Source organism: Wolbachia endosymbiont (group A) of Epagoge grotiana (assembly GCF_947251775.1).
GTDB classification, from domain to species: domain Bacteria; phylum Pseudomonadota; class Alphaproteobacteria; order Rickettsiales; family Anaplasmataceae; genus Wolbachia; species Wolbachia pipientis.
On record NZ_OX366387.1, the window covers coordinates 1111438 to 1125071 of the forward strand.

The window sequence follows — 13634 nt, forward strand, 5'->3', positions numbered from 1 at the left end:
CTTGGTACTTATTCCGCAATAATTTTTTTTTCCTTCAATAAACTTTGCAGTTCGCCTTTTTCGTACATCTCGCGAGTGATGTCGCAACCACCAATAAACTCTTCCTTCATATATAATTGTGGAATTGTTGGCCAATCAGAAAACTTTTTTATAGATTCACGTATTTCATCATTCTCCAACACGTTAATATACTTAAACTTCACGTTCAATTTTTTTAGGATTGACACGACGAGTCCAGAGAATCCGCATTGAGGAAAATCAGAAGTGCCTTTCATATACAATACCACATCATTTTCTGTTATATCTTTTTTTATTTGTTCAAAATTGCTCATAAATTCACCTTATTTTTAAGTATTAGTTTCCAGTTGCAAGGCGTGTATAGACTGACCTTCCAGAGCTTTATATACCATTTTATGCTGTTCTATTTTTGTCTTTCCAAGAAAACACTTGGAGTTTATTTTTAAATGATAATGGTCATCATCTCCAGCAAGATCATGAATCTTTATATCAGCGTCGGGGAACGATTGTTTGATGATCCTCTCTAATTCGTGAATTGCAATAGTCATTGATTTGCTTTAAATTACAATACTTTCATTATAAATCTAAAACGATTGAGCGCAATAAAAAGTTGCTATCATAAAAAATAGAAGCATACTATAATAATGGAATGACAAGTTATGCAGGGAGGCTTTGTGGTGGACGAAAGATTTAAATTCACATATCTTTGGTTTTGCTAACTTTTTCATTTAGGTGCTTATCTTACGATGATAAAATAAATAACTTAGAGAATGTTTACATCAAAGCTAACTATTTTGGAGCATTCTTCAATGCAATAGGTTCTCTAGAAGGAAAAGAAGATGCAGGTGACAATATAACAGAGGGGGTTTTTAGTTTTAATAAGAAGGAGCGAATTGAAGCTGGATACAGTCCTAAATATGTTCCAGGGTTTGCCGGTAGTGCTGCAATAGGGTATTTATTCAAAAATATGAGAGTTGAGTTTGAAGGCTTATATTCTCAGACTAACTTGTATGATGAAGATTATTCAGATAAGAAAAAAGCAAGATATATTGAACTTCGTCGTCACAATGATGCGTCTACTGGAGCGGAATGCAATTCACCTTGGAGAAGTGGAAAGGTTGATATTCACATTCAAGAAAATTGTAGTGTTGAAGCAGAGTTCAGAGCTGCATTTAAGATGAAAAATGAAGGTTTTAATAACTTAGCTGGAATGGTCAATGTATATCGTGATTTTAATATAGCAAAAATGCCATTCACCCCATATGTTGGTATTGGTGCAGGTGTAACTAGGGTTAAATTTCTAGGAAAAACCAGATATGCCTTGGCTTACCAAGCAAAACTTGGTATCAATCACCAACTTACAGCACAAACTCAAGCATTTGCTGGTTTACGCTATTTTGGTATCCTTGATAACCAATTTAAAGATATTGTACCAGGAATAAAGATACTAGCTGGTGAAGGATATATTCCTGCCGGTGGAGGAAGTAAGGTTGATGAAACTGCACGTGTTGAATCAACAACTGCAACCATTACCAATAGGTTTGGCATATATGGCTTAGAGTTTGGGTTGGTTTATCACTTTTAACTTTATCCAATAAATTACATATGTGAAGATAGTAAATTCAGCGTGCTGAGAACATTAGAAAGACGAGATTTTAATTGATTTTCATATTTACTCCAATCTTGTATTGCCTTTCTTGCAACACCTGAATCAACTGCGGCTTTTGCAACAGCAGGAGCTACTATAGAAATTAATCTTGGGTCAAATGGAGTAGGTATTATATATTCACGTCCATAGCCCATTTTACGACCGCCATAGACTGCAGATATCTCACCTGGTACTGGCTCACGGGCAAGCTTTGCTATTGCATCTGCAGCTGCAATTTTCATTTCATCATTTATTGTTGTTGCATGTACATCAAGTGCCCCTCTAAATATATAAGGAAAACCCATTACGTTGTTGACTTGGTTGTTGTAATCTGACCTACCAGTTGCAATTATTGCATCTGGCCTCACAGATTTTGCAAACTCAGGCCTTACTTCTGGATCGGGATTGGCAAGAGCAAAAATAATCGGGTCTTTGCCCATACTCTTTAACATCTCTTCATTTAACACATCTTTTGCAGATAGTCCGATGAATACATCAGCGCCTTTTATTGTATCAAGTAGAGAACGTTCGGAAGTATCAATTGCATATTTTTCCTTCCACTCATTCATGTCCTCGTTTCTACCTTTGTATATTACTCCTTGCTTATCACACAGCACTATATTTTTAGCGCCCATGGACTTTAGTATTTCTAAACATGCAATACCGGCTGCTCCAGCACCATTCATAATGATCTTAACGTCCTCTAATTTCTTTCCGACAATATCAAGAGCATTTTCTATACCAGCTGCAACAACCACTGCAGTTCCATGCTGGTCATCATGGAACACTGGAATATCCATCAGTTCATTCAGACGTTTCTCTATTATAAAACAATCGGGAGATCTTATATCCTCTAAATTTATCCCCCCCCAACTTGGCCCAAGGTACCTTACTGCATTGATAAAATCTTCTATATTTTCTGTACCAACTTCTATATCAACTGCATCAATATCAGCAAAACGCTTAAATAAAACAGCTTTGCCTTCCATGACAGGTTTTGCAGCAAGAGGACCGATATTACCAAGTCCAAGCACTGCAGTGCCATTTGAAATGACAGCAACACAGTTGCTTTTTGCCGTATAATCATAAACAACCTCAGGATTTTTAGCTATTTCAAGGCACGGAGCTGCAACGCCAGGGGAATAAGCAAGTGACAAATCATACTGGGTAGATAAAGGTTTTGTTGGCATGATTGAAATTTTACCAGGTTTACCACCTCTACTGTGATAATTAAGTGCCTCTTGTTTTGTGGTACTATCTAAATCATCGTTCATCATTACATCCTTATATTTTAAGCTTGTATTTTTTAAGTATATGGAGTTTTTATAAATGTTCAATTGTAAACTATTAGCTTGTGAACTCTGGTGTACTTCTGTATAAGTTTACCTACTACGTAGAATGGTATTACATGCTTAAGAAAAACGTGCCTAATTTGCTTACAATTTCTCGTGCGCTTGCAGTACCAGCAATAATATTAAGTTTTTATATAGAAAATAAATATGCAGGCCTGATAACAATATCAATCTTTGTGTTTGCGTGCATTACGGATTTTTTTGATGGTTACTTGGCGCGTGCGTGGAAAGTCCAATCAAAATTTGGCAAGCTATTTGATCCAATTGCTGATAAATTAATAGTGGTTTCAACGATAATTATGCTAGTTTATAAGCAGAAGATAAATGATTTTACAATAGTACCATCGATTATCATCATCTGTAGGGAGATATTAGTCTCGGGTTTGCGGGAGTTTTTGATAGCTACAAATGTTAGTCTACCTGTAAGCAAAGCTGGAAAAATTAAAACATTTCTACAGATGGTTGCTGTAGTAGCGCTAATAATGAACGATTATTATATGATTCAATATACAGGTGCGATTTGTTTATGGGTTGCAGCTATTATAACTATGTGGTCAGGCTATAATTATATCCTAGCCGGCATCAAACAGATTGATTAAATCTCCTAGGAAATAGTTAATAGACAAGAGTAGTTAATATCTTAGTGATATTGACTCAGAAAGCAAAAAGGTGTATAATTGTATTAACTTACAACTAATTAGGTTAATATTATGAAAATACCTAGTGGCAAATTTTCTTCTACTAAAAAGGTTCCAGGAAAGAATAAGAAAAAAAGAGATTTTGAATCATTAGAAGAGTTTTTTTGGGATTTTTGGCCAACAGTTGATAAAGAAGTCAAAAGAGAAAGGCTAGAACAAGAACTATTAGCACTAAAAAAAAGAGAGCTATATAGAAAATGTGCATCATTGGCAACAATGGTCCCATTTACATTGCTGATGGCGATTGAACTGGAAAAAACATATAGCGATCAGGTATTACTTGGCGTGATAAGTGGCGCGCTAAGCCACACTATATTACCTTTTACAGTCTTATCTCTTATTTGTACGCTATATTTAATTTACAATAATAGGAAGATAGCACAAAAAGAACGAGAGTTGGAGATTATTGAAAATGGAGAGGAAGTAAAGGAAAAAGAGCACAATATTTCTGATATAGGTCAGTGTTTGATCTATATTGAGGCTATAACAACTGCACTGGTTATTGTAGGTATGATAATGGGTGAAACATCTTCACTTGAAGCAGCAGAGGATGCAATTTTATTTCTTGCCAATGCAATTGCTTTTCTTGCAACTCTTGTTTCTTATATTGATAAGCATGAAAAAAATAAGAAAAAGGAAACAGAAAAGTCTGATCTTGATGAGAAATCTAGCAAGAAAACTAGCAATATATCTGTAGCCGGATTGGCGCTTGCTGGTTCTTCTGTATTTTTAATAAGAAGGATAATGTTAATAGCATTAGCATCGTCCTTAAATCCTGCTGTTGGACCTACTTTAGGCTTGATAGGTATTGCAATTTTTATGGCTGTACAGGTCTTAACTATACATTCCTACAGTAAGACGCTGAAAGATCCAAAAGTGGAAGGACGAGGTGAATCAAGAAATGCAGGTAGTTCTGACCGTAGTTATAAAGAAGAAGGACCGGCTATTGCCTAAGAAATTTATTTATTTAAGTAATATTTAGGTCTATACTTTATTTTGATCGAAAAAAATCTTATGTATAAGACTTTAATCACGTGCTTTATTTTCCTAATTTGCTCCTTTACACAATCGTATGCGGATGATCTTGAAAAAACTGAAACTGAACTATATGAAGAAGCAGTTGAACTTTTTGACCAGAAAAAATATAAACAAGCTATTAGGGCATTTCATAAGATAGAGGATTTGTATCCTTTTTCTTATTGGGCAATGAAAGCAAAATTATTATCTGGGGTCTCTCACTATAATATGGGTAACTATAGCAGTGCTGCAAGTGATATGGCTGATTATATATATGTTTATTCAAATGGTGAAGATTTACCATATGTATACTACTTAAGGGTATTATCTTATTACATGCAAATTAATAAAGTGCAACTTGGACAGCAAACTGCATATAAAACTTTAGAGCTAGCCACTGAGTACATTAATCTCTTTCCAGGCAGCGAATATGTAGACGAGATAAAGGAAAGAGCAAAATTAATCACAGAACATATATCAACAAAAGAGTATTCTATCGGTAAATTTTACCTGAGGCGTGGTGAATATTTAGCAGCAATTAAGCGTTTCCAGAATATGGCAAGCTATAAGGATTCTAAATATTTTTCTAAGTCTATTAACTATTTAGTAGCAGCCCATTCAGCCCTTGGCCTTGACTTAGAAGCTGAGCAGTATGAAAGTATGTTATTAGCAGAAAACCTGCAAGATGCCAAGCCAGAGGCTTGAAAATTTGCTTTAGCTTTTTCTATGCTTTGATATATAATTAGGTTTTTAACTATTTGAATATGGCTGGTCATTCACAATTTTCAAATATAAAACACCGGAAAGGTGCTCAGGATGCAAAGCGCTCTCAAAAATTTACGAAGCTGATTAGAGAAATAGCAGTTGCTGCAAAGCAAGGGCTACCCGAACTCAACCCGCGCCTTCGCTCTGCTATATTTGCTGCACGCAAGGAAAATCTACCAAAAGATAAAATAGAAACAGCAATAAAAAATGCAACTGGTAACGTTGCTGGAGAAAATTACGAGGAAATACAATATGAAGGTCATGGGCCTTCTGGCACTGCACTCATTGTCCATGCCTTGACTAATAACCGCAACCGTACTGCTTCTGAGGTACGTTATATCTTTTCTCGTAAAGGTGGAAATTTAGGAGAAACAGGAAGTGTTAGTTACCTTTTCGATCATGTAGGCTTAATCGTCTATAAAGCAGAAGGTATGAATTTTGACGATTTATTCAGTCATGGAATCGAATTAGAAGTATTGAATGTTGAGGAAAATGACAAAGAAGGATTACACGTTATAACTTGTGAAATAAAAGATTTTGGTAAAGTACGCGATGCCTTTTATGCAAAATTCGGAGAACCAGAACTTGCTCGTCTTTCATGGCAGCCAAAAGATCTGATTGAAATTAGCGATAAAGAGTTGATTGATAAATTATCTGCATTGGTTGAAGAGCTGGAAGATAATGATGATGTACAGTATGTGGAAGGTAATTTTACTTTTGTTGATAAGCTATGAGGCTGGTAATATTTGTATTGCTTTGTATTTTACCAGCATATGCTACTGAAACATCAACAGATCTTGCACAGCCATTCCAGCATGGAATCAGAAAAAAAAAAGCTACTTTGACGACAGAAAGTGATAGAAAGTTGTTATTCATATCCAGTACCATAAAATCTTCCTTTTTTGCCACGGAAGGGTTGGCGCCAAATACAGTGGTGAAATTGATCAACATATATAAAGATTTCGGTGTTGATTTTAAAAAAGACATTGTGCCGAAGAGTAAATTGGAGGTTCTTTTTGAGAGATTGCCTAATAATCAGAAGACTGAAGAAAAAATTTTATATGCTTCACTGACAATAAACAAGAAAGCTATTAGTTTATATCATTATAAATCGCAAGACGGCAAAGAAAGGTATTTTAATAAAGAAGGAATAAGCTTAAAAAATGGCGAAATTTTTGCAAATCCTTTAAATGGAGATTATCGCATATCCTCAAAATTTGGCAATAGAAAGCATCCTGTTCGCGGTAAAATTGCTTTTCACAAAGGAGTGGATTATGCAGCTAAACTTGGCACTCCCATATACGCTGCTGCAGAGGGTGTGATAGAATATATAGGAAAGAATGGTGGCTATGGAAATTACATCAAAATAAAACACAAAAATGAATATTCAACCTGTTACGCGCATATAAGTAGATTTAGTGGCGATATAAAGTTAGGCTCTAAAGTAAAGCAGGGGCAGATCATCGCTTATGTTGGTAGCACTGGTGTTGCAACAGGACCCCATTTACATTACGAAGTTATATATAATGGCAAACACATTGATCCGCTTACGATAGCACATAAAACTGAAGTAAAATTGCCTGATCATGAATTAAGAGAGTTTAAACTATTTGTAAATAAGATAAACAAAACGATCAACAGAGAGAGTTCAAGTGAAAAAGAAGTTTAAAGACAATATGGATAAGAATACGATAAACGATAGAATTTGAGTCAAATTCGGGCTTTTCCTGTACTAATAGCGCTAGGATTAATTTTATCGCTGCTTTTTTTGGCATATGACAGCACAATTGCACTTGGAGTTGCTGCCGTTTCAATTTTGACTTTTCTTCAAGGATTTTTTATTAATGACCCTAATGAAGCAAGAGTGATAGAATTTTTTGGTCATTATATTGGAACTTATTTTAAGTCTGGAATATGTGTAACGCTTCCCTTTTCAAGCAAATATATAGTTTCCCTAAAATTTCAGAATATTAACACAGAAAAAATAAAAGTTAATGATGCCAATGGAAGTCCAATAGAGATTTCAGCAGTAATTGTTTGGAGAGTGAGCAGTCCTGCAAAGGCGTATTATAATGTTAACAACTATCACGAATTTGTTTTTGTACAAAGTGACTCAGTAATAAGAGAATTAGCTAGTAACTATCCGTATGACAGCGAAAGCGATGAGGAATCTTTACGTAAAAATTCTGATAAAATTTCGAGTGAATTGCAGTCAATGTTACAACAAAGATTAGATATTGCAGGAATTGAGATTACAGAAGCGAGAATATCGCATTTGGCGTATTCGTCCGAGATTGCACAAGCAATGTTAAGGCGTCAACAAGCACATGCTATCACTTCTGCAAGAAAGCTTATAGTGCAAAATGCAATAGGAATTGTCGAGGAAGTAATAGCTCATTTTGAAAAAAACAAAAGCTTACAATTAGATGGCAAGCAAAAGGTTCAATTGATAAATAATTTGTTGGTTGCCCTAATCTCTGAGCAAGATGCACAACCAACGATTAGTTTGGATAATAATTAGTATAATTGCTAATATCGGTTATTCAAAAATGTTATTACGATGCAAAAGCTGCGTGAAGCATTTCATAATCATGTACTACATTGTAGCATACAACAACAATATCGTTCTATTGTTGTGCTAAATGGGGAAATACCTGATTCATCGTTTTTTAAACGAGATATACCTATTATTGCTGTAGATGGAGGAGCAAACAAGCTTCTATCAATTGGCGTAAAACCTGATCTTGTAGTAGGAGATTTGGATAGCGTAAATCTGGATTTACGTGCTAATTTGAATACGATATATCTACCTGATCAAGATTATTGTGACTTTTCTAAAGCCATAGCCCATTTAAAGACAATGAAGTTACTGCCATCGATAATAACAGGTATTACTGGAGGAGCAATTGATCATATACTACAAAATATTAACGTTTTTCTAAGTACAGATAGTATCTTTTACCATACGCGTCAAGTTAAGAAAATAAAGGTATGAAAGAGATAGAATAATAAGGTATAAGTTCTCCCAGATATACTTTTAGTGAGAGAACCAATGAATAAAATAACTTGCTTATCAAAAAAGCTCAAAGAAATTTTTAATGAAAAAGCAGAGAAAATCTCAATTACAACAAGGTTTATAAAAAGAAAGAGAAAGCTAAAAGGTTCATCATTCGTAAAAGCCATGGTCTTGGGTAATATAGGAGTTGATAATTGTAGCGTAGAAACAATGTGTCAATTACTAAACGAGGACTCGATAGATATAACAAAACAAGGTTTGGATTTTAGATTTACTGAAGAAGCAGTGGAATTTATGAAAAGGATGTATAATGAATCTGTGATTCTCTTTAAAAATATCTTGCAAGTTGATTGCAAAATCTTACAGCAATTTAATAGTGTTAAATTATTGGACAGTAGCTATATTACTCTACCTAACAGTATGGAAGAGATGTATAAAGGTTATGGTACTAGCTACAGTGGCTATGAAAGCAATACTAAGTCTGGAATAAAGTTACAATTAGTTTTCGACTACATGAATCAGATAATAGACCAACTTAATTTAACGGAGGGGGTAAGATCAGACCAGGGATATAGGAAACATTTAAGTAATATATTAAGCAATGATTTGCTAATATCTGATCTCGGTTATTTTGTGCCAAGTTCTTTTAAACAAATCAATGAAATAGGAGCTTATTTCATAAGTCGTTATAAATCCGATACCAACATATATGATGTAGAAACAAATCAAAAAATGGAGTTATTAGAATGTTTAGAGGATAAGTTATTTTTAGAAAACGAGGTATTGTTAGGAAAAGAAGCAAAAATTAGAGTAAGAATTATATGTCAGAAACTAACTGAAGAACAGTCTATGGCCAGAAGAAGGAAAGCTAATAGATTAGCAAGATCGCAGGGATATACATCCTCTAAAAGAAATCAAAAATTGTTGAACTGGTCAATATTTATAACTAATGTTCCAGAAAATAAAATTAGTGCTGAGCAAGTATTAACGATTTACAGAGTAAGGTGGCAAATTGAGTTATTATTTAAATTGTATAAAAGCCATATCAGGCTTGATAAGCTAAAAGGAAAGCCATGCAGAGTATTATGTGAACTATATGCTAAATTGTGCGCAATTCTTATATTTCACGGCATAGTTGGTTGCACAGAAGTGAAAAAGAATACAGAACTTAGCTTAACAAAGGCATTTATTGAGCTAAAAAGGCGGGTTAGAGAGTTATTTTTAGTATTAACCAAAATTAATAGTTTAAAAGCATTTCTTAAAAAACTCACTATAACTTGGTCGCGATTTTCATTAAAAGACAAACGTAGAAGGGCTAGAGTATCCACTTTAACCTCTCTAAATTTGCTCACAATCTCTTAACTTGACGCGTATGGATGGAGTAGCATTGATAACAGAGGAAGATGATGAAGCATTAGAAGAACAGCTGGAGGGCATAAATCAGGAATTAGAACTTGAACGTTTACAAAATGCTTCCTTAAAAGAAGAAAATAGAGAATTACGATCTGCAATTGAAGGACTTGAAAAGAGTTATAAGGGACTTACAGAAGATGCAGGCGAACGAGAAGAGGAACTAACCAAATACAAACAAGATAAAAAAGCAATGCAGGATAAAGTTGATGAACAACAGAAAACTATATTTGATCAATACATGATAATAAGAGAGCAAGGAGAAGAAATTGAAGCTACTAGGAAAGATAATGAAAGTCTGCAAGCACAAATAATAGAACTTAAGAGTAGGTTAAAGGACAAGGAGGATAAATTAATTGAATTGAATCAACAATGGCAAGCTAGCAAATTAGTGGCTTTACTTAAATCACAGACTGATAAATTGTGTCAGGCTAAAGACAAAAATACTGAATTAGAAAATAAAGTCAGTGACTTAGGTCATGAAAACAAAGCTCTACGATTAAGTGTGAATACATTGACTGCTCAATTGGGTGAAATGGAGAACTTGGGGAAGCAATTACAAAGTGTTCAAGAATCTAAACAACAATTGGAGATTGATTTAGAAGGTCAATTGAAAGCTGACACTAAGAAACTACAGGAAGCAAAAGAAGGTCAATTGGCTAAAAAGGCAGGTGCAGTGAGTACAGTATCTACTGCAAAATCAACTCTTTCAAAATTACGAAACTTGCCCAATAAGCTTTCTAGGGATAAGGGTCTCAATAACTTTTTATCTGGGAAAAACGAGGAGTTAAAAAAAGGTTTTCCTGAATTTAAAGAGAAACACTTTTGCCATAACGTGCTTAATGAAACTATAAAGTCTCTATCAAATCAAGATGATGGCAAATTTGAAAGCAGTAAGCTGCTTGAATTATTAGAAAGTAATTTGAAACAATCCGCAAGGGAGATCATAGAAGCTAAGGTTAAAGAAGTTGTCAACGAACATTGTAACATTGGAAAAAATATGGGTAAAGAACTACGAGATGACACGTTAAAAGCCAAGTTGTCACCTTCTGTTAGAAAATGCGTAAAGAAATTAGAATTTAACAAACAAGAAGGGGTAAATAAGATTGTAGACTCTATCTTGCACAGCTTTAATAGCAAGAATAATAATAATAACGACTCAGGAGAATTGCTTAAAGAAATTGTTACAGGAAAATTAACAGAGGCTAAAATGAAATGTTTTTCAAATAAGATTCAAGAGTTACAACTGGCATTAAGCATAAGAGATAAATTTTTATCTCCAGATCAGGGAATGTGTAATCAAACTCAAGGAGGAGTAAACGAATATCAATTAACAGAAAAAGCTAAAAAAGAACATATACCTAATTCCTCTATGAGTTCCCCTAATATTGCAAGCATACATTCATTGAACAGTCAGAAAGCAGTTAGAATAGGCTCTTAGCATAAAGCACCAGCTCCTCTTTTGTTAAAGTGTAGGAGCTATCTTCCCAATGTTGTTTTAGCAATTCCAAGTTTCTACCTAAACTTTTTCCTGGCTGGTGACCTATACTTATTAAATCATCGCCAGATAAAGGAAATTTTGGAATATTGAATGTGTTAGCAAATGAAATGTATTCATCAACATTTTCTCCAGACTCAACACCACAAATTTTCACTAAATCACAATATAATTCTCTACCAAATAAAGATATGTATTTTTTTTGCTCTTTTTCTGAGAGTTCTGTTTTGATATCGTTGGATAGTAAAAATAGCAGCTTTTTCTTTTGCTTGTTCGAAAGACGTAAAAATTTGCTTACATATTCTCCAAGACTTAGCCTGTCATTTTTTTTAGTAGTCCTAAGGAGTAACGCTAATTTTACTAGTGCATCAGTGCCCAAAAGAAGTGGCGAAGACAGAATTTCGCATTTTACTTCTTTTGGGATAATCTTTTGCAAAACATCAGATTCTTGCATGCTCTTAAGTGTTGGAAAAGGATCATTGCACTCCAGCAATTTAAGTATTTCATCTCTTATTCTCTCTCCAGAGAGGTTTTGAATCATATGCGAATGCTTTTTGCATACGTTTAGTATTTCATCACTCAAATCTCCGACACATATTTTTGCATGAAAACGAAATGCTCTTAAAATACGTAGATAGTCTTCTTTAATTCTATCTTCAGCGTTGCCTATAAAGTTTAACCTTCGCGCTTTTAAGTCCTCTATACCACCAAAGTAGTCATATATATGGCCATGCTTATCTGCATACAGAGCATTAAATGTAAAGTCGCGCCTTGAAGCATCCGCTTGCCAATTATTGGTAAATTCTACTTTTGCATGCCTACCATCACATTTCACATCATGCCTTAGTGTTGTGATCTCAAAAGATCTTTGATTTAGAACCGCAGTGATAGTTCCATGTTTTAAGCCAGTTGGAATAGTTTTTATATTACGGAGTTTTAGCGCTTTAATCGTTTGATTGGGAAGCAAATTAGTAGCTAAATCGATGTCGTGGACATCACGCTGCAAAATTGAGTCTCTCACACACCCGCCGACAAGCCTAGCCTCACCACCAAATTCCTCTATGGCATCAATAATTAAACTAGTCTCATGGTCAACTTGCATTTAGGTTAGTACGTACTGCAAGTTCATATTATATGAAATGCTTGCAAAAGCCCTATATAAAAATATACAGGGCTATTAAGATTTTACAAGTTGTGGTGCTCGTTGTTGATGAAATGGTTCTGCCATCGATTCCGTACCACATCTTAGTAAACTTGAAGGGTTTTGCTGCTCTATGTGCTGCTTTATATCACTAACGCACTGCCCTACAACATCACCAATTTTTCCATCAGCATTTTCTGCCAATAACTTATCAAATCCCTTTTCAACCTCTGCTCTCTCAGAGATATCCTTTGAAAGGTTACAATATTCTAAGATCTCGTCTAGCTGCAGTTTTTTTGCTAATAGGAAATCTTCTTGTTCTTGCTCTTGTTTAAGTTTGGTTTCCTCTTGCAGTTGTTTTGCTAAACTTTTATTTCTATCAAGCAATGGTTCGAAATGCAATCCGCCTTTGTTTATTATATGCACAATACTACTATCATCATAATCAACTTTATTGTATTCACCTGCACTTTTTGAACCTGAATTGTCTATTAATTCATGCAAAGACAGATCTTGGTTATCAACAGTCTGGTTCTCTATAACATGTAGCTTTACCTTATACTTTTCACAAAGTATTCTGCCTTCAACGTCAGGATCACCCCACCTACTGTTACGCATAATGTCTGCTGTATAATCATCTACAGTTTCACTACGGTGCTGGCCATTGTTATCATGACTATTGACAATTGCATTTGTAAACCACTTTGGTGGATTCTTTTGCGCAAATTCCCTACAATCATTTCTTAATTTTTCGGCAGTAACTTGCTCTCCTGTCTGTTGTTCTAGACTTTGCCTGAACGAGTCAAAAAAACAGCTTCCATTACCAATTGCTTGTCCTACATAGAAATTGTCAGGGTAAGGGTTACTATTTAAAAGAGTTATTTCTTGCCCTGAGATCCTGGGCCTTTTTATTCCAACCTCAACATCATGAAAGTCACTTGGTAGTTTCCGTTTCTTAGCTGTAGTCATAGTTTTACCTTAATTTAAGCTATATATTACTATACCAACAAAATTGTCAATAAGCGACTAATTAAGTATAGCAGAAATTTTTAAATTATGCAATAGTTATAA

General features: G+C 34.5%; 14 protein-coding genes and 1 pseudogene. 10 read left to right on the forward strand and 5 right to left on the reverse strand.

Annotated features, from left to right (window positions below; translation table 11 throughout):
* Nucleotides 1-8: 8 nt before the first annotated feature.
* Together grxD and OPR50_RS05200 are read right to left on the reverse strand one after the other, a co-directional pair.
* Nucleotides 9-332 (reverse strand): Grx4 family monothiol glutaredoxin, encoded by a 324-nt coding sequence (grxD, locus tag OPR50_RS05195; protein WP_265023886.1) that lies wholly within the window; start codon nt 330-332, stop codon nt 9-11.
* A 15-nt stretch (nt 333-347) separates the two neighbouring features.
* On the reverse strand, nt 348-566 hold the full coding sequence (locus tag OPR50_RS05200; RefSeq protein ID WP_006280012.1) for a BolA/IbaG family iron-sulfur metabolism protein: 219 nt from the start codon (nt 564-566) through the stop codon (nt 348-350).
* Between the two features lie 164 nt (nt 567-730).
* Here OPR50_RS05200 and OPR50_RS05205 point away from each other — a divergent pair, with 164 nt between their 5' ends.
* The gene (locus OPR50_RS05205) at nt 731-1603 is read left to right on the forward strand and encodes a P44/Msp2 family outer membrane protein (protein ID WP_080717615.1); all 873 of its coding nucleotides are present in this window, start codon (nt 731-733) and stop codon (nt 1601-1603) included.
* A gap of 14 nt (nt 1604-1617) precedes the next feature.
* On the opposite strand, the gene OPR50_RS05210 is transcribed toward OPR50_RS05205, so the two are convergent.
* Nucleotides 1618-2940, reverse strand: a complete 1323-nt coding sequence (locus OPR50_RS05210; protein WP_155969552.1) for a malic enzyme-like NAD(P)-binding protein — start codon at nt 2938-2940, stop codon at nt 1618-1620.
* Between the two features lie 134 nt (nt 2941-3074).
* Between OPR50_RS05210 and pgsA the strand changes: the two genes are divergently transcribed.
* The 9 genes and pseudogenes from pgsA (at nt 3075) to OPR50_RS05255 (ending at nt 11365) form a co-directional block, all read left to right on the forward strand.
* Entirely contained in the window at nt 3075-3617 is a 543-nt protein-coding gene (gene pgsA, locus OPR50_RS05215; RefSeq protein ID WP_012673109.1) for a CDP-diacylglycerol--glycerol-3-phosphate 3-phosphatidyltransferase, read from the forward strand.
* A 111-nt stretch (nt 3618-3728) separates the two neighbouring features.
* Nucleotides 3729-4670 (forward strand): hypothetical protein, encoded by a 942-nt coding sequence (locus tag OPR50_RS05220; protein WP_265023887.1) that lies wholly within the window; start codon nt 3729-3731, stop codon nt 4668-4670.
* 60 nt (nt 4671-4730) lie between these two features.
* Nucleotides 4731-5438, forward strand: a complete 708-nt coding sequence (locus OPR50_RS05225; protein WP_155968525.1) for an outer membrane protein assembly factor BamD — start codon at nt 4731-4733, stop codon at nt 5436-5438.
* Between the two features lie 59 nt (nt 5439-5497).
* On the forward strand, nt 5498-6232 hold the full coding sequence (locus tag OPR50_RS05230; RefSeq protein ID WP_155968523.1) for a YebC/PmpR family DNA-binding transcriptional regulator: 735 nt from the start codon (nt 5498-5500) through the stop codon (nt 6230-6232).
* Nucleotides 6229-7167: a M23 family metallopeptidase gene (locus OPR50_RS05235; RefSeq protein WP_264339421.1), complete on the forward strand. Its 939-nt coding sequence runs from the start codon at nt 6229-6231 to the stop codon at nt 7165-7167. Before OPR50_RS05230 ends, OPR50_RS05235 begins: the two co-directional genes overlap by 4 nt.
* Nucleotides 7168-7174: 7 nt before the next feature.
* A pseudogene (locus tag OPR50_RS05240) lies at nt 7175-8019 on the forward strand (SPFH domain-containing protein).
* Between the two features lie 39 nt (nt 8020-8058).
* Entirely contained in the window at nt 8059-8493 is a 435-nt protein-coding gene (locus OPR50_RS05245; RefSeq protein WP_265023889.1) for a thiamine diphosphokinase, read from the forward strand.
* 57 nt (nt 8494-8550) lie between these two features.
* Nucleotides 8551-9876, forward strand: a complete 1326-nt coding sequence (locus tag OPR50_RS05250; RefSeq protein WP_265023871.1) for an IS4 family transposase — start codon at nt 8551-8553, stop codon at nt 9874-9876.
* A 10-nt stretch (nt 9877-9886) separates the two neighbouring features.
* Nucleotides 9887-11365 (forward strand): coiled-coil domain-containing protein, encoded by a 1479-nt coding sequence (locus OPR50_RS05255; RefSeq protein WP_264339395.1) that lies wholly within the window; start codon nt 9887-9889, stop codon nt 11363-11365.
* Here OPR50_RS05255 and OPR50_RS05260 read toward each other — a convergent pair.
* Entirely contained in the window at nt 11349-12524 is a 1176-nt protein-coding gene (locus tag OPR50_RS05260) for a CCA tRNA nucleotidyltransferase (RefSeq protein WP_213862916.1), read from the reverse strand. The genes OPR50_RS05255 and OPR50_RS05260 overlap by 17 nt on opposite strands.
* A gap of 75 nt (nt 12525-12599) precedes the next feature.
* A complete protein-coding gene (locus tag OPR50_RS05265; RefSeq protein ID WP_265023890.1) occupies nt 12600-13532 on the reverse strand; it encodes an OTU domain-containing protein in 933 nt (310 codons plus the stop codon).
* Between the last annotated feature and the right edge of the window lie 102 nt (nt 13533-13634).